We start from the raw sequence: 20,205 nt of genomic DNA on the forward strand, positions 1-20,205 counted from the left end.
GCAATAGGGCGTCCTGGGGCCCGTCGCTCTGACACCAGCGTCAGATACTGCGAGTTCCCCCCATTGGGTGAGGTGCGGGGTCGCGTCGAGGGCCAGGACGCGACCCCGCCACCCGGCCGGACGGCCGACGCCGTTCGGCCGGGCATTCGACCAGCCCCGCAACGGATCGTGGCTCAGTAGTATGCCGTCAGAGCGTCGCTGGGAGCCGGTGGAGCCGCTCGCGCAGCGCGTCGGCACGGGCCTGGTCCAGCTCGTCGAGGATCTCCGACGCCGCCCGCCACGCTCGGCGGGTCTCCTCGAGATTCTCGCTGGCCAGGTAGCTTTCACCGAGGCAGATCAGGGTCCCCGCGACAGCGCTCTGGTGGCCGAAACTCCGCATCATCTCCACGCTGCGCTGGAAACACTCGATCGCCTGAGGATAGTCACCGAGCTGGTGGTGGATGTAGCCGACGCTGTCCCAGCTGGACGCCTCGCCGTGCCGGTCCCCGCACTGCTGAAGCAGGCGCAACGCCTGCCGGCAGTGTGCCAACGCCTCGTGGTAGTTGCCGAGTTGGGCGTATTCCCAGCCCAGTCCGCCGAAGCTGCGGGCCTGTCCGCGAATGTGGCCGGCGTCGCGGAAGAGGTTCAGGGCGATCTTCGCCTTCTCCAGGGCGGCGTCGTGGCGGCGCATCAGATCGAAGTGCCGGGAGATGTCCAGGTGGATGTACCCCTGGCCGACCACGTCACCCAGCGCGCTGACGAAGTCGAGTGCCTGCTGGTACTGCGCATCCGCCTCGGCGTAGCGGCCGAGCCTGTCGTAGGCGTCGGCCAGGTATCGGTGGGCCGTGGCCCGCGCGCCCAGGTCACCGCACCGGGCCGTCGCGGCGACCGCTGTGCGCTGGGCTGCCAGGTGATCGTGGCGATACCCCTGTCGGCTCAGCCAGGGCTTGATCGCCCAAGCGAGTTGCCAGGCGTGCACGACAAGCCCCTCGGTCGCCGCGTGATCGATGGCAGCGAGCAGCGCCGCGCGTTCGGCCGCGAGCCAGGCCAGTGCCTGCGGCGGGTCGGCCGGCATCGCCAGGTGAACCCCGGCCGCGGCGGCCGCGAGCTGGATCGGATCACGGACCGTTTCCAGCTGGAGGTCCGCCTGTCGCGCGCCGTGCAGGTAGTGGTCCAGCAGGCGAACCATCGCGGCACGGCGTTCGTCCACGGAGTCCGCCTCCTGCGCCAGTTCCCGCGCGTACGTCCTGAGCAGGTCGTGGAAGGCGTACCGGCCCGGGGAACACTCGTCGATCAGTCGGGCCCGGGTCAGCTCGGCGATCAGGGTGCGTACCCGGCCGATCGGCTGGCCGGCGAGGCTCGCCGCCGCGCTCAGGCTCAGGTCGGGACCGAGATGCTGGCCGAGCAGCCGGAAGAGGCGGGCGGCGTCCGGGCCGAGGGCCTGATAGGAGCACGAGAAGACGGCTCGCAGATCGGTGACGGGGTCGCCGTTCGCGAAGACGTCCAGGCCGTTTCGGCCCTCCCTCAGTTCGGCCGCGAGCGCTGCGAGCGGAAAGCCGGGGTTGGTGACGGCGCGGGCGGCCACCACGGCGAGCGCCAGTGGAAGCCGTCCGCAGTACTCGACGATTTCGTCGGCTGCGGCCTGCTCGCCCGCGATTCGTTGCGCCCCCAGACGGCTGGTCAGGAAGGTGCGTGCGTCCGCCGCCGACGGCCGGTCCAGCACGAGCGGGATCGCCCCGTGCCCGGCTACCAGACCGGCCATCTGGTCGCGGCTGTTGACCACGACGAAGCAATCGGGTGTGCCGGGCAGCAGCGGGCGTACCTGCGCCGCGTCGCGGGCGTTGTCGAGTACGAGCAGGATCCGTTTCCCGGCGATCGTGCTTCGGAACAGGTCGGCCTGGGCGTCGAGGACGGCCGGGACCAGCCGTGCCGGCACCTCCAGGGCGGCCAGCAGCCGGGACAGCGCCTCGGCCGGCGCCATCACCGTGCCGGTCGGGTCGAAGCCGCGCAGATTCAGAAATATCTGCCCATCGGGAAAGCGGTCCGCGACCTGGTGGGCCCAGTGCAGGGTGAGGGCGGTCTTGCCCACACCGGCTGCCCCACCGATCAGCACGGGCGCCGTTTCGGCCCGCGGCGGCAGGAGTTCGTTGAGCGCGGTCAGTTGCCGCCGCCGACCGGTGAAGTACGGCACGTCAGCCGGTAGTTGCCGCAGGACGCCGACCGTCGCGGAGCGCTGATCCGGGCGAGCCGGCGCCGGGCCGTCGGCGGTCAGGATCTGCCGGTGCGTGCGCTGTAGAGCCTCGCCGGGCTCGACGCCGAGATCTTCGGCCAGCCGGCGCCGGGTGTCCCGGAACAGCTCGAGGGCGTCGCTGCGCCGGCCGTCACGGTGCAGCGCTTCCATCAGCAGGCGGATCGCCCGTTCGCGGAGCGGATGCCGACCGACGAATCCGGAGAGCTGTGCCGCGACTTCGGCATGCCGGCCCGCACCGAGGTCGGCCTCGGCGAGGTCCTCCACGGCGTGCAGCCGTTCCTGCTCGAGCGACTCACCGGCCGTCGCGGACAGCCAGTCGCCGGCCACGTCGGCGAAGGCGGGACCACGCCACAGCGACAGCGCCGAGCGCAGTAGTTCGCCGGCCTCGGCGGCCGGATCGGTTCGGGCCCGGCCGACGAGGAGACGGAACCGGTGCATGTCCACCAGTTGCCGCTCGATCTCGAGGCGATAGCCTTGACCCACGGTGTGCAATGCGGCTTCGGGTACGGCGCTCAGCATGCGGCGGACCTTTGACACGTGGCCCTGCACCGCGTTGCGGGCCGAGGCCGGCGGCTGTTCGCCCCAGAGCGCTGTGACGAGTTGATCGAAGGCGATCACCGTCCCGGGCTCCAACAGGAACATGCCCAGCAGCGTTCGCTGCTGGGCATTCAACTGCCGGAGCTGACAGTCGTTCCTCCACGCGCCGACGGGTCCCAGCACACGGAACGTCAGGTCGTCCAAGCTTCCACCGTCCTATGTCGATCCTCGTCGGCGTGTCAGCCTACTGAGTGGATCAAAACGGGACGTCGTGATGCCGGATGGACGGCTCCTGATCGTTCGCGTGCTACGCCGGGTGCGGGCGGCGCATGCTCAGTTCGACAACTCGTTCCAGTCGCAGTAGTCGATTTCGGCCCAGTCGTCCCTCATCAGGCAGACGCCGATGTGAGCGTTCTGGTTCTCGGGAAGGTTGAAGGTGGCTCCCTCCGAGGCCTTCCGGTCGGCGCAGTTTCCGTTGCCGCCGACGTAGAACTGGTAGTCGAAGGCGAGCGTGCCGTTGGTCTGCCGGTGATAGACGAAGGCCGCCACGGCCCAGCCGTCCGGCTCGATGTCGCAGATCTTGACGATGTCGTTGTCCGCGGTCCAGTAGGCGATGCCACCGGGGTCGCCGTCGTCGGTCCTCCAGCTCTCGTTGTAGGCCAGTGCCGGGCCGGCGACGGCGAACGACGTCACCACGGCGGCTGCGGACATCGCCATGGTGGACAAGACCTTCTTCAATGCCACAAGAACTCCCGTGCTAGATCCAGATGGATGCGGAGAACCTATTCAGCGGCGCTGATCAGGCGAACAAGATTCGCTGAAATTCGAGTTATCGCGGCGGGCCGGCCCGGCTGTGGCCGCGAGGACCGGCGGATGTCGGGCGGTCCTCGCGAGCCTGGGCTGCACACCACCCGGCGGATCCCGACTGGTCGGGATCCGCCGGGTGGTGTGCAGGGCGCAACCGCGTGGGCTCTCTCTGCTCGCGGTTTCGAGGGCGTGCGCCAGCAGGTTTGCCCGGCTGTGCTCCAGTCGTCGGCAGCGCCGTGGCGAGGTCGCGCGCTACAGTCCGATCTGCCGACATCCTGGCCCGCACCCGCATCCGCCCCGGCATCGCCCGCCTCGCCGTCGACCTCGAAATCGAATACCGCACCGCCCGCGATGTCATCGCCCTACTGCGCCGCCTCGGCCTCATCCGCCTCGTCGCCGCCAGCGCCGGCCGTGGCCGCGCCGACGAATACCGGTCCACCCTGCCCACCGACCTGCTCGACCGTGACGACCTCCAGGTGTGGACACCCGCCCCGCGACGGCCGACCCGCCTGCGCCCTCTGCCGCAGAACCGTGCCGGGCCACGCGACGGTCAGTCGATCGCCAGGGCCGCCACCGGGCTGACCCTCGCCGCCCGCCGGGCCGGCAGCAGTCCCGCCAGCACGGTGATCCCGGCGATTGCCGCCACGATCGTGACGAGCCAACCGGCCGGGAACGTCAGCGGCAGGTCCAGGCGCAGCGATTCCAGGGTGAGCCAGGCCATCGGCACGCCCAGCACGATGCCGAGGACCGCCCCGATCAGGCCGTACAGTCCGGCCTCCAACCCGACCATCATTCGCAGCCGGGCCCTGGTCAGACCGAGCGCCCGGGCCAGCCCGAACTCCTGGGTGCGCTCCAGCACCGACAACCCGGTCGTGGTGCCGACACCGACCACGGCGATCAGCACGGTCAGTCCGAGTAGGCCCAGCGCCGCCGCGAACAGCGACGACACCTCGCCGTCGGCCTTGTCTCGTTCGTCGGCGAGCACTGCCACCTCCGCGCCGGCCGGGCCGCTCAGGCGCCGGAACTCGGCCAGAGCCTCGTTCCGGGTCCCGGTGGCGACGTCGGCGAGGAAACCGGCCGACGGGTTGCCGAGAGCATCCAGGTCCGCGCTGGTCAGCACCGCTCCCATCCGCAGCGGCGCCTCCCCGGTCAGGATCGCCACCACCTCGACGCGGGCCGCACCGTCCGATCGCAGCGTCACCACGTCACCGACCCGGGCGCCGAAGTCGGAGGCGGCGACCGCCGACAGGATCACCGTCCCCGGGCCGAGCGCCGCGATGTTTCCGGTGGCCGCCTCCAGTCTCCGCAGAGCCGGTATCGCCGCCATGTCGATCGCGATGGCGCCGTGCGAGAAATTCCCGGAAGGCGCGGTGAAGTCCGCCATCCGGAACGGGGTGACGTCCCGGAACCGCGGGTCGGCGCGCACGCCCGCCATCACCTCGTCCAACTCGTCCGGTGACTCGGCGAACATGGCGAGGTCGGCCGGGGTACGGGCGGCCATCTCCCGGTCCGTCCACAACCGCAGACTGCTGATCCCGACGACGGTGCCGGCCAGCATGGTCACACCCAGCGCCACCACCACCGACACCGCCGCGGCACGTCGGGGAGTACCCCCGATGCCGCTGACCGCGAGGTTGCCCGTCGAGCCGAGCCGCCGCAGCGGCCAGCCGGCCACCGCCAGGATCGGGCGGATCAACACCGGCCCGAGTACGATCAGCGCACCGAACCCGAGCGCGCCGACACCGACGAGATGTAGCAGCGCGTCGGACGAACCCATCTGGCCGGCGGTCCGCCACCCCAGGCCGCCAGTCGCCGCGACCAGCAGCAGGCCCGCCACCAGCCGTGGCGCGGCGACACCCCGTTCGGCGGCCAGCGTGCTCGCGGCGCGCAGGGCCTGCAGCGGGGCGACACCGGCCGCGGCGAAGGCCGGGGCGAGAACGGCGCCCGCGGTCAGCAGTCCGGCGCCGGCCACCACGGCGACGGCCGCGGCAAGCGGCACACCAGGACCGGTCAGCGTACGGCCGGAAGCCGCGGCCATCGCAGGGGCGGCCAGCCCCGCGAGCTGGGCAAGCACGACGCCGACCGCCCCGGTGACCAGGCCCGTCACAGCGCCCTCGACGGCCAGTGCCAGGATCAGCTGGTTGCGCTGGGCGCCAATCGTCCGCAGCAGCGCCAACTGCCGCAGACGCTGCGCGAACACGATCCGGAACGTCGACGTGGCCACCAGTGCCGCGGCCACCACCGCGATCGCTACGAACATCGCCACCAGGGCGAAGATCTGATCGAGCTGGCGTACGGCGTCGTGCGCCTCCCGGACCCGCATGGCCTCGCCGGTGGTGACGCTGATGTACGCCTGAGGATCGTCCAGCAGCCGCTCGGACCACCCGTTCATCATCGACTGCACGTCCGCGCCGTCCGCGGCAAGCACGTCGACCCGCGGGAACCCCGGGTTCCCGCTGATCCTCGCGACGGCCTCGTCGTGCGCGTACGCCCGCTCGGCGGCGTCCCGCGGCCCGTCGACCACACCCGTCACGGTCACCGTCACGGGCTTTCCGCTGCGGTCTCCGGTGTGCAGCCGTAGCGTGCCGCCCACGGTCGTGCCGAGCCGTGCGGCGGCCCGCCGGTCCATCGCGATCTCCCGGTCGTTGCGCGGGTAGCCGCCGGAGAGCAGCGTGATCCGCGACAGGGGCCCGGAGCCCGGGTCGGCGATCAGCTCCAGCTCGTTGCCGGACGAGGCGTCGCCGACCGTGAACGTCGCCGTCACCCGGCCCACCGCCTGCCGCACCCCGGCCGTGCCACGGACCTCGGCGACCTGCCCCGGATTCAGCGAGTCGCCGCCGGCCGCGTACACCACCAGGCTGACGGCTTCCGGCGTCTCGCTGAACGTGTCGAGCGTTGTCCGCGTGACGATCACGTACGCGAGCACCGTGCCGAACACCACGAACGCTGCCACCAGCACCGACAGCCCGGTCGTCAACAGCCGCCCGGGCCGGCGCGACACCCCGCTGAGCTGAGTGCGCAAGACGCTCGCGGTCATCGGGCGACGTCCTGGAGCGAGGTGTCCTTCACGATGCGGCCGTCGGCGAGCGTCAGCACTCGGTCGGCGTATCCGGCGGCGTTGGGGTCGTGGGTGACCATGACGACGGTCTGGCCGAGTCGGTGCACCGAATCGCGCAGGAAGCCGAGCACCTCGGCCCCGGACCGCGAGTCGAGGTTGCCGGTCGGCTCGTCGGCGAAGATGACGTCCGGCCGGGTGCTCAAGGCCCGGGCCAGGGCGACGCGCTGTTGCTGGCCGCCGGACAGCTCGGAGGGGCGGTGCCCGAGCCGGTCGCCGATGCCGAGGACGCCGACGACGTGGTCGAACAGGTCGCGGTCCACGGCCTGGCCGGCCAGCTCGGCCGGGAGAGTGATGTTCTGCCGGGCGGTGAGCTGTGGCAGAAGGTTGAACGCCTGAAAGACGAACCCGATCTGGTCCCGGCGTACGGCGGTCAGTGCCTTGTCGGACAGGCCGGTGAGTTCGGTGTCGCCGATCGTGATCCGGCCGCTGGTGACGGTGTCGAGCCCGGCAAGGCAGTGCATGAAGGTCGACTTGCCGGAGCCGGACGGCCCCATGATCGCGGTGAACCGGCCGCGGGTGAAGGTGGCCGACACCCCGTCGAGGGCTCGGACCGCACGGTCGCCGGTGCCGTAGACCTTGACCAGGTCGGTGGCGGTGACGGCGGCCATCAGAAGGCGAGCTTCGGAATGCGCAGGTCCACGCCGCTGTCCTCACAGTGGCCGACGGCCAGCTCGGTGATCTCGTCGAGTTCACCGGCCCGCGGCCGCTCGGCGGCGCCGGTCGCTTTGACCCGTGACCAGTACACGTAGCGGCCGACCTCGGTGCTGATCCCGTCGTTCTCGAACCGTGTGTAGCGGACCTGCCGGATCTGCTGCTCCCAGCTCTCGGCCTCGGTGGCGTCGGCGGGTGGCGTCTGCGCCTTGTCGATCAGTTCCTGGGCGAGGGCGCAGTCGGTGCCGGAGGCGGCCGTCGGGCCGAATCGCTTGTCCCACAGGTAGTTCACGCCGAAGCCGACACCGGCCAGGATGATCGCGGTCAGGATCCCGAAGGTGAGGTGTTTGCTGTTCACGGCCGCCATTCTGTGGCGTGGGGCGGCCCCGGCGCATTGACGGCAGATCTGATCCGGCGGGGCCCGGTGTACGACTCAGGTATTACACCCCCGGCTTGACCAGGCCGATCTCATACGCGAACACCACGGCCTGCACCCGGTCACGAAGTTCCAGTTTCGCCAATATTCGCCCGAAATGAGTCTTCACCGTGCCCTCCGCGACGAAAAGCCGGCCGGCGATCTCCACGTTCGACAGCCCGGCCGCGACCAGCTCCAGGACCTCCCGTTCCCGTTCGGTCAGCATGGCCAGCCGCTCGTCGGCGCGCCCCGGCAGGGTCAGCTGACCCGCGAACCGGTCCAGCAGCGCCCGGGTCACCCGGGGCGCCACCACCGACTCACCCGCCGCGACAACCCGGATCGCCGCGAGCAGCTGTTCCGGCGGCGCGTTCTTCAGCAGGAACCCGCTCGCCCCGGCCTGCAACGCGGCGAACGCGTCCTCATCGGTGTCGAAGGTGGTCAGAACCAGCACACGCGGCCCGTCCGGTCCGGCGCAGATCCGCCGGGTCGCCTCCACCCCGTCCATCACCGGCATCCGGATGTCCATCACCACCACGTCCGCCGGCACCCGGACGAGCAACGCGAGAGCCTCCGCGCCGTCACCCGCCTCGCCCACCACCTCCATGTCGGCCTGCGCGGACAGCACCATCGCGAACCCGGCCCGTACCAACGCCTGATCGTCGACGATCAGGACCCGAATGCTCATGCCGCCTCCTTGACCGGGATCATGGCACGGACCAGCCAACCGCCGTCCGCACCCGGCCCCGCGGAGAACTCACCGCCGTGCACCGCCACCCGCTCGCGCATCCCGAGCAGACCGTTGCCGCCGCCGCTGGTCATCGACCGCAGCGCACCGTCGTCACCGACCTCCAGCACCGCACGGCCCCGGTCCACGGACAACGTCACCACCACCCGCGTGCCCGTCCCGGCGTGCCGCAACACGTTCGTCAGCGACTCCTGCACGATCCGGAACACGGTCAGCTCGTCGGCCGCGGACAGCCTCCCGACGTCACCGTTGAACCGCGTCTCCACATCGAGGCCCGCCGACCGCGCCCGCTCCACCACCGTGCCGAGCTGCCCGAGACCTCTCCGCCGACGGTCCTCCGGATCCTCCTCCTCGCCACCGGCTCCCCGCAGCACCGCCACGATCCGGTGCATGTCGTCCAGAGCCTCCCGGCCGGTGTCCGCGACCGTGCGCATCGCCTCGCGCGCCCGCTCGGTGTCCGAGTCGATCACATAGCGGGCCCCGTCGGTCTGCGCGATCATCACCGCAAGGCTGTGCGCCACCACGTCGTGCAGTTCCCGGGCGATGAACGCCCGCTCGTCCGCGGCGGCCAGCCGGGCCAGATGGTCGCGTTCCCGCTCCGCGGTCGCCGCCCGCTCGGCCAGCACCACACCGCGCTCCCGGTTCGTCCGCAACACGTAGGCGATCAGCCACAGCGCGCCGCAGCCGGCCAGGGCCGCGACATGCTCGGCCAGGTATGGGTAGTCGAACACGGAACCGGACCACGAGTCGTCGATCCGCACCAGGGCGACGACGAACACACCGAACGCGACCACCACACCGGACAGGTGCACCGCCCGCTGGTCACGGGAGTGGGTCACCACCGCCAGCATCGCCACGAGCAACGCCACGTCGTACGCCGCCGGAACCGCCGAAGCCAACAGCACCTGCACCGAGGCGAGGACCGTGACCACCGTGAAGACCCGCACCGGCGCGTAGCGCCGGAGGATGAGGGCCGCCGCCATGCTGACCCCGATGACCGCGTCCCATATCGAGTGGCCGCGGTACTGCACGGCGACGGTCGCCACCACCGTCGCGATGATCAGATCCCACAGGATGCCCAGCTGCGAGGCCCACCGACCAAACATCCCGCCACCATAGACGGCGCCACGAGCTGGCCAGGCGGCGTCGGCTGTTCGGTCGGAGTGCGCCGCCCATGACATGATTCGCCGTGCTGGGGCACCCGACGACGCCGAGCCCTGCTTGCGCGGTCCCGGCCGCTGCGCCGTGACCGGGACCGGGTCAAGGACGACGTGATGCGCCGGGCAGTCGCGGCCAAGTTCGCCGCCCATGCCGACATCCGCGTGATCCTGCTGGGCACCGGTGACGAGGAGATCGTCGAAGACACCGACACCGGCCATTACTGGGGACGTGGCCGGTCCGGGGCCGGCAGGAACATGCTCGGCCGGATCCTGATACGCACCCGTACCCGGCTTCACTCCGACGCGCGGATCGCGGCCAGATCCACAACATGCTGATGTCGTTGACCGCCACCACGTTGCCGTACCAGCGCGAGACGTCGGTCAGCTCCACCACGCCGGTGCGGGTGGCCGACCAGGGAGCGAGAGCCGGGGTGGTCACAGCGAGGCCACCTTCCGGTAACGGGCGAGCAGGAGCAGGAAGCACGCGGCGACCAGGCACGCCGCCTCGATGCCGTAGATCGAGCCGAACTCGCCCACGCCCACGTCGAGCTGGCTCTCCCTCTCGGTGAGCCACTCGCCGACGCCTCCGATCAGGAACGTCGGGCTGGCCAGCCCGGACAGCCTGTTGGCGGTGGTGTTCGGCAGCGAGGCGAGCACGCCGACGACCGGGACGGTCATCATGAAGACCGCCACGATGCCACCGGCGGCGAACGCCTGCTTTCCGGTGAGCGACGCGATCAACAGGCTGATACCGGCGAACATCACCGCCCAGAGCAGGCTGTAGGCCCAACCGGGCAACAGATCCCAGAGCTCGTTGAACACCCCGCTGACGCCGGTCTTGGTGGTGAACGCGGCGCCGAGGAACATGATGAGCTGCGGCACGCCGAGCAGCAGCCAGATCGCGGCCGTCATGGCGGCGAACTTGGCGATCACGTAGTCGGCGGCCCGCAACGGACGGCTGAAGTAGAGCGGCAGCACCCCGGCCCGCAAGTCGCGGGAGACCAGCTGCGGCGCGACGATCGCCGCGAAGAAGATGATCAGCAGGCTCATCTGGTCGGCGTACTGGAAGTAGCTGAAGAACACCTCGCCGGTGATCGACCGGGCGGCCGCCACGATGACGGCGACCACCAGCATGATGCCGGCCACGAGCCAGGGGAAGGTCTTCGCCTTGGCGGAGCGGCCGAACCCGAAGGCGGCGCGCAACCCGTGCACGAAGAGGGCCTGCTGCATCGCGACGCGGCCCAGCCGGGGACCGGAGTACCGCTGGTACCCGATGTCATGGATGACGCCGGTCTCAGACATCGGTGGTCTCCTTCGTGGTGAAGAGGCAGCCGTCGTTCGTATAGGCGTCACCCAGACGGAAGTACGAACGCGGGGGACCCCGCCCCGTCGGCCACTACTCACCCTATGCCGTAGCAGCGCCTTCGCCAGCTTTGGCTCCGCTCGCGCCGGAAAGGCACCGGAGGCAACATCGAGGTGAAATCGACCGTCAACGGCATCGACCTGTGACGACAGTGCCCGTTCCTCCGGTAAGAGGAGCGGGCACACTCATCGTGTCCTGGCCCGGTCGCCTCAGTTGACGTCGCGAACCCGCATCGCCCACATCGCCGCGCCCACCACGACGGCCAGCACGACCGCCGAGCCCGCGCCGGCCATCTGCCACGTCATCGTGAAGGTCTCGGCCGCGCAGTCGCCGCCGCCCGTCATGCCGTCGCAGGACCAGTCCTCCAGGACCTCCCGCTGGTAAAGCCAGACATAACCCCACAACGGTACGAGGTACGCCTCCGGGAACTTGAGCCCGCTGAAGCCGGCCAGCACGTAGACGCCGATCTGCACCGCCGTGAGGCCGATCAGCGCGCCCAGCGCCATACCGGTGTGCCGGCCCAGCGACGCCAGCGCGAACCCGATCGCGCCGGCCGCCAGAACCAGGCCCAGACCCCGCAGCCCCATCAGCCCGAACGACTGCCAGACGCCGGAGGTCATCGGTCCCGTGTCCCCGCGGAACTCGGCGATCAGCCGGAACGCTCCCGCCCACGCCGCACCCAGCAGCACGGTGACACCGGCCAGCCAGCCGAGGAAGACGCCCAGCTTGGTGCCGAGCACCACCAGCCGCTGGGGCCGCCAGAGCAGCAGGTTCATCATCGCCCCGGAGTGCCACTCCGCGCCCACGAACGTCGCCCCGATCAGGTACGCCGCCGCGGCCATCAACACCGCGAACAGGCTGATCATGTCGGGGAACTCGTCGCGCAGGTCGAACGTCTCCGGCAGGTACCAGACGTACTCGAACTCACTCGGCCGCGGGGTGTAGATGTCGGCGCAGTTCGGCGGGTACTTCTCGGCCTCCGCGGTGCCCGGGGCAGCGGTCAGGCACCGCTGCTTCTCCGCCTCGGCGTCGGCCGCCGCCTCCTGGTACTGCCGCTCGGCCTGCTGCTTCGCCGCGGCGACCTGGGCCGGGCTGGCCTTCTCATTGCTGACGAACGTGCTGGCGGCGATCGCGGCCAGCACCAGTACCACGCCGATCAGCAGCACCGAGGTGAGCCGGCGCCGGAACAGCCTCCGGGTCTCCGCACGAACCAGGCTCATCGACCCCACCCATTCTGACCCGCGGCGAGCGCGTTCTCGTCCACCTGCCGGTGGTGACCCTCGACCGGTGCGGTCCCGGTCAGTTCGAGGAACGCGTCCTCCAGATCGGCGGCGATCGGTGTCAGCTCGCACAGATAGATCTCATGCTGCGCCAGCAGCCTGGTGATCTGCGCCGGGCCGGTGACGTCACGGACGGTCAGATGGCCGGCGGTCTCCACGGTGACCTGGGCGCCGGCTTCCCGCAGGATCCGTGCCGCCTCCTCCCGGTCGGTGTCGGGTTCCAGGCTTACCCGGACGGCGCCGGAGGTGTGCTGGGCGAGCACCTCGGTGACCGATCCGGCGGTGATCCGCCGGCCGGCCGAGATGATCGTCACCGAGTCGCAGATCAGCTGGATCTCGGCGAGGATGTGGCTGGACAGCAGCACCGTCATCCCGGACGCGGACAGGTCCCGCATCAGGGTGCGCATCTCCCGGATGCCGCCCGGGTCGAGGCCGTTGGCCGGCTCGTCCAGGATCAGCAGTGTCGGCTCCTTGAGCAGGGCGGACGCCACCGCCAGGCGCTGCTTCATGCCGAGAGAGTAGGTCTTGACCTTCTCCTTGGCGCGGTCACGCAGGCCCACCAGGTCGAGCACCGCCGGCACTCGGCCGCGGTCCACACCGCCGGCGTCGGCGAGCAGCGACAGGGTGGTCTCGGCGGTGAAACGGCCGAAGAACTGCGGGCTCTCCACGATGGCGCCGACCCGGCCGGCGACCTCCGGCAGGTGCCGGGGCACCTCCCGGCCGAGCAGCGTCATCCGGCCGCCGTCGGGCTGGATGAGGCCTAGCAGCGTACGCAAGGTGGTGGTCTTGCCCGAGCCGTTCGGGCCGAGGAAGCCGTGCACCTGCCCGGCCTCGACGACCATGTCGAAACCATCGAGCGCGTTACGCGCGCCCTTGCGGCTGCGATAGGTTTTCCGCAGCCCCGATATTTCCAGTACGGGAGTCACGCGCGGAACCTTAGAGCAGCCCCGCCACCCCGGGAAGCGGCGGCTCAGCCTCCTTCGGCGGCTCCCAGGGCAGCCGGGCGGTGAAGAGCGCGACCATGGCGCTGCGCGGCGGGCAGTGTGGCCGCCTCGCCGCCGGTCAGCGCGCCCTGGACCAGCAGGCATCCCGCCGGGGCCGTCCCGCCGGTGGTCGACTCGACGGCGCCGTTCAGCCAGGCGCGGACGATCGCGCCGGCGGTCGGCTCGCGCATCGCCGCGGCCGAGTAGATGACGACGTCGTCGATGTAGTGGCGACGGCGACGACTCCGACCGGCTCGCCGTCGAGGACCAGCAGGGCCCGCCACGCGCCTGGGCGGGCAGAGCCGTTACTCACCAGCATTCGGCCGGGTCTGATCAGTAGTAGCCCTTGACCGTGTTGCTTCGCACCGAGTGCGATTTGGCGCCGGATGGGAAGACGGTGACCTTGGCGTAGTTCTCGTCCTGACCCTCCCAGTCCTCGTTGAGCAGGGCGCCCGTGCAGGTGTACTGGTGCCAGTAGTTCCCGTTCGCGTCGGTGGTCAACGGCCACGCGTCGCAAACCGGTGTGTCGTCGAACCAGCCGTCCTCACCGATGATCTTGATGGAATAGCTCGTCGCCACCGCCTGTGGCAGATTGAAATGACCGGTCACGGTGAGCGAGTAATTGCCGCCGCCCTGCGAACGGATCGTAAGAAAGGCCGACTCTGCCACGGCCGCGGCCGGCCGCGCCTCGGCGAGCCCGATTGTTGTGGCCGCAGCGCCCGTTAAGAAGAGCGCCACCAGTCTTCGCTTGTGGTTCATGTTGTCCTCCGCTTTCGGTCTTTTCTCGCGCCGTTGGCGCGGGACACGCTGCCGTTTCCTGAGACGGCGCAGAACCGATCGTGGGAATGAACCGTCCCCGGTTGACGGCAGCGATTTGACGGCGCCTCGCCGAGGCGGGAGGTCGGTGGCCTGGCACAGCCCCTCGACGCGTCTGCGGGATCACTCCCACCCGGGTGAATGCGCCTCCGTAGCGTCGTGTCCGTTTCACCCATAAATAATTAGGCTTGAACAGCCTACAGCGACCCGCGCGGCGGGGTCGTCCAGAACGGTCACAGGTCCTCGCAGGAAGTTCGCGTTCATGCCGCGCCTTGGGGTGTATTGATGTATTCGCCGTCAACCCCTGCGGTGGTTACGTTTTCGGCCGCAAGTCGCTGAGCTGAACGCCGACTGCGGTCGCATCGGCCGATCGGACGGGGTCAGGCGACAATCGGCTATTTCCATGTGCGAAGGACGGTCCGCGACGCCTAGGAAAGAGCCATGACCAACGAGGTGACCGTCCCCCTGCTGCCCTGCGCGTCGATTGACGACATCGTCACCTTCTATGAGGTTCTCGGCTTCAGAACCACGTATAAGCAGCGCAAGCCCTACCCCTGTGTGGGACTGCAACGTGAAGACCTGAACCTGCAGTTCTTCGAGATTGCCGGGTTCGACCCGGAGCAGTCCTACGGCTCCTGTCTCGTGCTCACCTCGGACATCGCGGAACTGCATAGGGCTTTCGCCGCCGGCATGCGGGCCGCGTACGGCAAAGTCCTGGTGTCCGGAATACCGCGGATGACCCGGCCCAGGGCTCGCAAGAACGCCGACGGGCTGGGCGGATTCAGCGTCATCGACCCGGGCGGCAACTGGATCCGCGTCTTCCAGAACCCCGCCACGATGCCCACGCCGGCGCCCGCACCCACCGGGCGCCTCGCCAAAGCACTGGCGAACGCCGTCGTGCTAGCCGACTCCAAGGGTGACCTCGGCCAGGCAGCCCGCATTCTCGACAGCGCGTTGGCTCGCCCGCAGGCCGACGATGACCCTGTCACACACGTCGAGGTTCTGGTGTACCGCGCAGAACTGGCGATGGCGCTCCATGACCGGGAAACCGCAGCCGAAATGCTGGCCCGCATCGAGCACATCGCGCTGAACGCGGACGAGACCGGAAGGGCGGCACCGGCCTTCGAGATCGCTGCCGACCTCGCAGCGGCGCTGCGATGAGTTCGAGGGTGCAGTAGCCGTCAGGACCACGGAATGGCCGCACCCGCGAGCGTCACGCCGTCGCGCGTACGGGCGAGATCCCGCTTTCGAAAAAAGTTCGGGGACCCGGGAACATCCGAGCCCGCGCGCTTCTCTGATCATCAACAACGGAGCAGGGAGGCAACAGATGACCGAGTACATGGACAACGACGCCGACGGCTACTACGAGACGCTGGTCGCTGACACCGACGCCGACGGCCACTACGAGACCGTGGTCGCCGACATGAACGCGGACGGCACCTACGACGTGGCCGCTGTGGACACCAACGCTGACGACATGGTCGACCGTGTGGCCGCCGACCTCGACGGCGACAACGTGGTGGAGAGCTTCTTCGCCGACCGTGACCTCGACGGCCGGTTCGACGCGGCCGGTGTCGACACCGACGGCAACGGGGTTGTCGACTACACCGTCCTGGATGACGACGCTGATGGCATCGCCGACATGGAGATCGTCGACGCTGACGAGAACGGTGTCGACGACGCGGCCGAGGCGGCCCCGGCCGCCGAATACGCGACCGTCGGCGGCACGCCGGGCGACGACGATGTCCCGGGCGTGATCCTCGAGATCACCGAATAGTCCGGCCAGGACAACGACGCCGCGCCCGCCGGCGCACAACGAGCCTGACCCCGCACGCCTCGACCAGCCGGCACCGGTGGAGAACCCGGCCCGGCTGGCGTGAGCGTGCGGCTCAGCCGGACTCGGCGCGCAGCAACGCGGCCATGCTGGCCCGGGCCCGGTACAGGCGGCTCTTGACCGTCTGCACACCGACGTCCTGGTGGGCGGCGATCTCCTCGTAGCTCAGCTCACCGTACTCGCGCAGCACCAGCGCGGTCCGGAACGGTTCGGGCACCTGTGACAGGGCCGCCTGGACCCGGTCCCGTTCGGCGTGCTGGTCGGTGTGGTCGTCGACCACGATCAGGTAATCGTGCTCGTCGACGGCGAACGGGGTGTCCCGGCGGCGGCGGACGACGGCGAGCGCCGCGTTCGCGGCGATCCGGTACAGCCAGGTGCTGAACCGGGCGTCCTCCCGGAAGCTGCCGAGATGCTGCCAGGCGGCCATGAGCGCGTCCTGGAGGGCGTCCTCCGCGTCCGCATGGTTGCCGGTCAGCCGCAGGCAGATGGCCCACACGCGGGTACGGCACGCGCCGGCCAGCGCCGCGAAGGCGGCGCTGTCGCCGGCGCGTGCCCGCGCGACGAGCGCGGCGTCACTGTCCGGCTGGGTCATGACTCGGCCCGCCGGGCGATCAGCTGGTACGACCGGGCCAGCACCCGGCCGGCCTCCGCCTCGGCGGGCAGCAGCGCGAACGCGGCCTGGGACTGCGCGGCGCCGGCCCGGCGGCGCGCCTCGCCCGCGATGTCGCCGGTGGCCGCCGTCTCGGCCAGCCCGAGTCTGGCGGGATCGGACGAGTCCGCGGCGACCTGCTCCAGTTCCACCCGCAACGGCGAGGTGGGCGCCTCGGCGACCAGATTGCGCAGGGCACGCAGCTCGCGGACCGGATGCAGGGCGGGATCCAGCCGAGCCTGTTCGATCAGAGCGAGCACCGCGCCGGTATCCGCTTCCGAGGCGTCCGCGGCGCGGGTCAGCACGGCCATCGCCCGCATCGCTTTCAGCGCGTGCGCGCGGCACAGCAGGCTGCGCCGCAGCAGGTCCTCGACCCGGCCGAGCCCGGACACGGTCTCCAGCCAGTTCACGAGCTGGTGTGCGCCGGTGGCGCAGTGGCGCCGTCCCTCGTGCACACCGTGGACGCCCAGCGCGGTGTAGAGCCGCTCCAGCGCGGCGACGTCGATCCCGTCGGGCAGCGGCAGCCGGTGGCGCAGCCGCAGCCGCTGGTCCGGCACGCCGGTGGTGGCCGCGAGGACCCGGGCGTCCCCTTCGCGGATCAGGCCGGTGCGTGCGGTCTCGGCGAGCAGGCCGGCAGCCGCGATGACCGCCGAAACGTCCGCGGCACGTGCGCCGGCGAGCCGGGCGGCCGCCGCGTCAGCCGCCGCGAACGGGTCCGTGCCACCGTCGCCGAACAGGTCGGCCTGCGACAGCACCCCGATGGCGTTGACCGCGCTGGCACCCAGCTCACCGGTGGCGCTCCGGAACTGGCGGAGGAACTCGACCTCGTCCTGCCGTTCTGCCTCACGGAACACGAAGAGCACGGCATCCGCCTGGCCCGCGGCGTACCGGGACGCCGCTTCGGACCCGTCCGGGGAGACGCCGAGCACCGCCTCCCGGGTGGCATCCTCGTTCTCGCCGGTCAGGGTGGCCAGGCCGGGTGTGTCGATGAGGGTCTTGTCGCGCAGCGCGGCGGCCTGGAGGTGCACGACGATCCGGGCGACGTCCTCGGCCGGCGTCCCGAGTGTCTCCGGCAGCCGCCCGTCGTGCAGCGGCAGGTCACGCCGGGTGCCGTCGTGCAGGTGGAGTTCGGCGCGTTCGGGGGCGCCGTAGCGGTACCAGGTGACCGTCCGGGTGCACTCGCCCGCCGCGGTCGGTGCGATCCGGCGCCCGACGAGCGCGTTGACCAGTGTCGACTTGCCGGCCTTGACCCGTCCGACGACGGCGACCCGCAGCGGCTCGCCCACGGTGTCGCGGATGGTGGCGGCCGTCTGCCGGCCCACCTCGTCGAGCAGCGGGGCGACCTCGTCGCACAGTTGCGCGATCCGCGCCGGGACGGGATGCATCAGGGCCTGCCCAGGTGGGTGCGGATCAGGTTCGCGACCTCGGTGATCTGGTCGGTGCGCAGCTGTACGTCCGCGCCGGGTGGCGGGCAGTCGGCCCCGGGCCGGTAGGTGGTGCCGACGACGATCCGTCGCTGCACGTTGCCCCAGTCCACCCTCATTCGTACGCCGGTGACCACGTCGGGGGTGAGGATCACCGGAACGCCGTTCCAGCCGATCCGGCCGCTGGTCAGTTCGAGCAGCGTGCCGGCGATGGGGATCACCACAGCGGGCGGCCTGGCCCCGGCCGCGGGGTAGAACAGCAGTTGGCTGGGCCAGCCGGTCATGCCCACGCCCATCACCGAGACCTGGTGGGTGTGCTTCGGCGCACCGAGACCGGTGAGGATGAGCTGGGTCAGGTCCGGCGGCCGGGCGGTGACCGCGGCCAGCCCGGCGCCGCCGGAAGGCGTGTAAAGATCGGCGAGGTCGTGCAGGTACGCCTGCTGTTGCGGCGTGGGATGCGCGGGGCGAACAGTCGCGGGCCGCGACGGCGCGGCGGCCTCGGCCGGTTCGGTGGCGGCCGACAGCCAGATCCGGTCGGGTTCGGGCGGGTCACCGTGGGTGAACGCGTCCAGGTAGTGGTCGCCGGGCGCCCAGGTGGACCAGTCCGGCCGCCGCAGGATCTCCTGCCGCTCCGACTCGGTGGCGGTGCACCAGGTCCGCATGACACGTACGGCCCAGACGTCACCGGGTCCGTGCTCGTCGTTCCAGCGCTTGCGGGCCGCCGGTTTCCAGTGGGCGGCGAGCCACGGCGGCGAGTCCCCGAAGAAGATCTTGACCGGCAGCGGCACACCGGACGCCGCCGGCTGCGGAATCTCCAGACCCGCGTTGTCACGGCGCATCCGGGCGATCAGGCCCGGATCGGCGATCACCCGTTCGATCAGACCGGGTACGCACATCAGGGCGGCCAGGACCACCAGGTCGTCGATGAGCGCCGGGCCCTGCGGCGTGCCCGCCAGCGCGGCCGCGAGCGCGGGGTTGACCTGGAGAACCCGCTGCGCCGCCGCGCTGAGACCGGCCCCGGGCGCGGTCGGCGACGGGTTCGTGACGACGGTGGGCACGGCCACCGGCGTCTCCGCCGTCCGGGGCGCCGCCGGCGCGGGCACGGTGGCTGCGGCGGCCGCGACGGCGTGGTGTGCCCCCAGCGCCACGACGAGTTTCGGATCCTCGAGCGTGGCCGGTGGACGGCCCAGAAGTGCGGTCAGGTCCCGCTGGACAGCGCGCAGGTGTGCCGAGCCGCCGGTGAGGTAGAGCGCGTGCAGGTCCCCGGCAACCAGACCGGCCTGTGCCAGGGTCTGTGCGGTCAGCTCGGTGGCCCGCCGGACCTGCGGTGCGACCATCTCGTCGAACTCGGCCGCAGTGATCGTCACCACCTCTTCGGCGTCGCCGGCCACGACCGGGATGCTGGCGTGCTCGTGCTCGCTCAGCTCGTGTTTGGCCTCGCGGACGTCGTTGCGCAACGCCAGCAGTGCCCTGGCGTTGGCCGGGTCGCGTACCGCGCTCACCAGGTCGCCGCGGTCCCGCTCCTCCAGCCGGGCCAGCACGGCCGTCAGCAACAGATGATCGACGACGTCGCCGCCCAGCGGGTCGGCGCCGGCCGACGCGAGCACCCGCATCCCGGCGGCGCCGCCGTCGGTGCGCAGCAGGGCCACGTCGCAGGTGCCGCCGCCGAAGTCGAAGACCGCGACCGTGCTGCCGGCCGGCGGTGGCGTCGTGTTCGCGTAGTGCGCGACGGCCGCGATCGGCTCCGGCACCAGGCGCAGGATCTCGTCGGGGAAGCCCGCCTCGACCGCCGCGGCCCGCAGCACCCGCCGGCGCGGTTCGGCCCAGTCCTGTGGGTGGGTGAGCAGTACCGCGTCCGGCCGGTCGTCGCCGCCGACCCGGGCGGCCCGGACCGCGACGACTCGCAGCACGGCGGCGACCAGCGTCACCACCGGGATGTCGCGGCCGCCCAGCAGGACGGTGTCCTGCCCGATCAGGCGTTTCGGTGAGCGCTCGAACCCGTCCGGGTGCAGCCGCGCGGAGCGGACGGCGGCGGTGCCGACCTGAATGTCCTGCGGGGTGGCCAGCACCGCGGACGGCATCTGTTCCGCCGAGTCCGACAGCCGGACAGCCGTCGGCGTCGCGTCGCCGCGCCGGTAGGCGGCAGCGGTGTTGGAGGTGCCGAAGTCGATCGACAGGGACCAGCCGGGCAAG

At 70.9% G+C, this 20,205-nt stretch carries 18 protein-coding genes; 3 read left to right on the plus strand and 15 right to left on the minus strand.

What is annotated here, in order from left to right:
• Positions 1-187: 187 nt before the first annotated feature.
• The 7 genes from KZ829_RS06655 to KZ829_RS06685 all read right to left on the minus strand — a co-directional run bounded on the left by KZ829_RS06655 (position 188) and on the right by KZ829_RS06685 (position 9,609).
• Positions 188-2,971 carry an AfsR/SARP family transcriptional regulator gene (locus KZ829_RS06655; protein WP_220142959.1) on the minus strand — a complete coding sequence of 928 codons (2,784 nt, stop codon included), beginning with the start codon at positions 2,969-2,971 and terminating at the stop codon, positions 188-190.
• Between the two features lie 129 nt (positions 2,972-3,100).
• Positions 3,101-3,484 (minus strand): hypothetical protein, encoded by a 384-nt coding sequence (locus tag KZ829_RS06660; RefSeq protein WP_220142960.1) that lies wholly within the window; start codon positions 3,482-3,484, stop codon positions 3,101-3,103.
• Between the two features lie 640 nt (positions 3,485-4,124).
• Positions 4,125-6,611: an FtsX-like permease family protein gene (locus tag KZ829_RS06665; RefSeq protein ID WP_220142961.1), complete on the minus strand. Its 2,487-nt coding sequence runs from the start codon at positions 6,609-6,611 to the stop codon at positions 4,125-4,127.
• Positions 6,608-7,300 carry an ABC transporter ATP-binding protein gene (locus KZ829_RS06670; protein WP_220142962.1) on the minus strand — a complete coding sequence of 231 codons (693 nt, stop codon included), beginning with the start codon at positions 7,298-7,300 and terminating at the stop codon, positions 6,608-6,610. Before KZ829_RS06670 ends, KZ829_RS06665 begins: the two co-directional genes overlap by 4 nt.
• Complete coding sequence (locus tag KZ829_RS06675) at positions 7,300-7,701, minus strand: hypothetical protein (RefSeq protein WP_220142963.1); 402 nt, start codon at positions 7,699-7,701, stop codon at positions 7,300-7,302. The genes KZ829_RS06670 and KZ829_RS06675 overlap by 1 nt, the downstream gene beginning before the upstream one ends.
• 82 nt (positions 7,702-7,783) lie before the next feature.
• The gene (locus KZ829_RS06680; RefSeq protein WP_220142964.1) at positions 7,784-8,443 is read right to left on the minus strand and encodes a response regulator; all 660 of its coding nucleotides are present in this window, start codon (positions 8,441-8,443) and stop codon (positions 7,784-7,786) included.
• Positions 8,440-9,609 (minus strand): sensor histidine kinase, encoded by a 1,170-nt coding sequence (locus KZ829_RS06685; protein WP_220142965.1) that lies wholly within the window; start codon positions 9,607-9,609, stop codon positions 8,440-8,442. Before KZ829_RS06685 ends, KZ829_RS06680 begins: the two co-directional genes overlap by 4 nt.
• Positions 9,610-9,741: 132 nt before the next feature.
• Between KZ829_RS06685 and KZ829_RS06690 the strand changes: the two genes are divergently transcribed.
• Positions 9,742-9,999 carry an NADAR domain-containing protein gene (locus KZ829_RS06690; protein WP_281428060.1) on the plus strand — a complete coding sequence of 86 codons (258 nt, stop codon included), beginning with the start codon at positions 9,742-9,744 and terminating at the stop codon, positions 9,997-9,999.
• A gap of 99 nt (positions 10,000-10,098) precedes the next feature.
• Here KZ829_RS06690 and KZ829_RS06695 read toward each other — a convergent pair whose 3' ends face one another.
• The 5 genes from KZ829_RS06695 to KZ829_RS06715 form a co-directional block, all read right to left on the minus strand.
• Complete coding sequence (locus KZ829_RS06695; RefSeq protein WP_220142967.1) at positions 10,099-10,965, minus strand: ABC transporter permease; 867 nt, start codon at positions 10,963-10,965, stop codon at positions 10,099-10,101.
• Between the two features lie 270 nt (positions 10,966-11,235).
• Complete coding sequence (locus tag KZ829_RS06700) at positions 11,236-12,246, minus strand: ABC transporter permease subunit (protein ID WP_220142968.1); 1,011 nt, start codon at positions 12,244-12,246, stop codon at positions 11,236-11,238.
• Complete coding sequence (locus tag KZ829_RS06705) at positions 12,243-13,232, minus strand: ATP-binding cassette domain-containing protein (RefSeq protein WP_220142969.1); 990 nt, start codon at positions 13,230-13,232, stop codon at positions 12,243-12,245. Before KZ829_RS06705 ends, KZ829_RS06700 begins: the two co-directional genes overlap by 4 nt.
• Before the next feature lie 44 nt (positions 13,233-13,276).
• A complete protein-coding gene (locus KZ829_RS06710) occupies positions 13,277-13,480 on the minus strand; it encodes a hypothetical protein (protein ID WP_220142970.1) in 204 nt (67 codons plus the stop codon).
• A gap of 142 nt (positions 13,481-13,622) precedes the next feature.
• Entirely contained in the window at positions 13,623-14,048 is a 426-nt protein-coding gene (locus tag KZ829_RS06715; protein WP_220142971.1) for a hypothetical protein, read from the minus strand.
• A gap of 498 nt (positions 14,049-14,546) precedes the next feature.
• Between KZ829_RS06715 and KZ829_RS06720 the strand changes: the two genes are divergently transcribed.
• The gene (locus tag KZ829_RS06720; RefSeq protein ID WP_220142972.1) at positions 14,547-15,266 is read left to right on the plus strand and encodes a DUF8817 family protein; all 720 of its coding nucleotides are present in this window, start codon (positions 14,547-14,549) and stop codon (positions 15,264-15,266) included.
• A gap of 166 nt (positions 15,267-15,432) precedes the next feature.
• Positions 15,433-15,882, plus strand: a complete 450-nt coding sequence (locus KZ829_RS06725) for a hypothetical protein (protein WP_220142973.1) — start codon at positions 15,433-15,435, stop codon at positions 15,880-15,882.
• A 112-nt stretch (positions 15,883-15,994) separates the two neighbouring features.
• Here the strand turns inward: KZ829_RS06725 and KZ829_RS06730 are convergent, their stop codons facing one another.
• From KZ829_RS06730 to KZ829_RS06740, 3 genes are read right to left on the minus strand one after another with little or no spacing between them, the layout of a single operon-like run.
• Complete coding sequence (locus KZ829_RS06730; RefSeq protein WP_220142974.1) at positions 15,995-16,531, minus strand: RNA polymerase sigma factor; 537 nt, start codon at positions 16,529-16,531, stop codon at positions 15,995-15,997.
• A complete protein-coding gene (locus tag KZ829_RS06735) occupies positions 16,528-17,973 on the minus strand; it encodes a dynamin family protein (protein WP_220142975.1) in 1,446 nt (481 codons plus the stop codon). The genes KZ829_RS06730 and KZ829_RS06735 overlap by 4 nt, the downstream gene beginning before the upstream one ends.
• Positions 17,973-20,204, minus strand: a complete 2,232-nt coding sequence (locus tag KZ829_RS06740; protein WP_220142976.1) for an Hsp70 family protein — start codon at positions 20,202-20,204, stop codon at positions 17,973-17,975. Before KZ829_RS06740 ends, KZ829_RS06735 begins: the two co-directional genes overlap by 1 nt.
• Position 20,205: the final 1 nt, after the last annotated feature.

Origin of the sequence: Actinoplanes hulinensis (genome assembly GCF_019429605.1) — a bacterium.
In the GTDB taxonomy this organism is placed as follows: domain Bacteria; phylum Actinomycetota; class Actinomycetes; order Mycobacteriales; family Micromonosporaceae; genus Actinoplanes; species Actinoplanes campanulatus.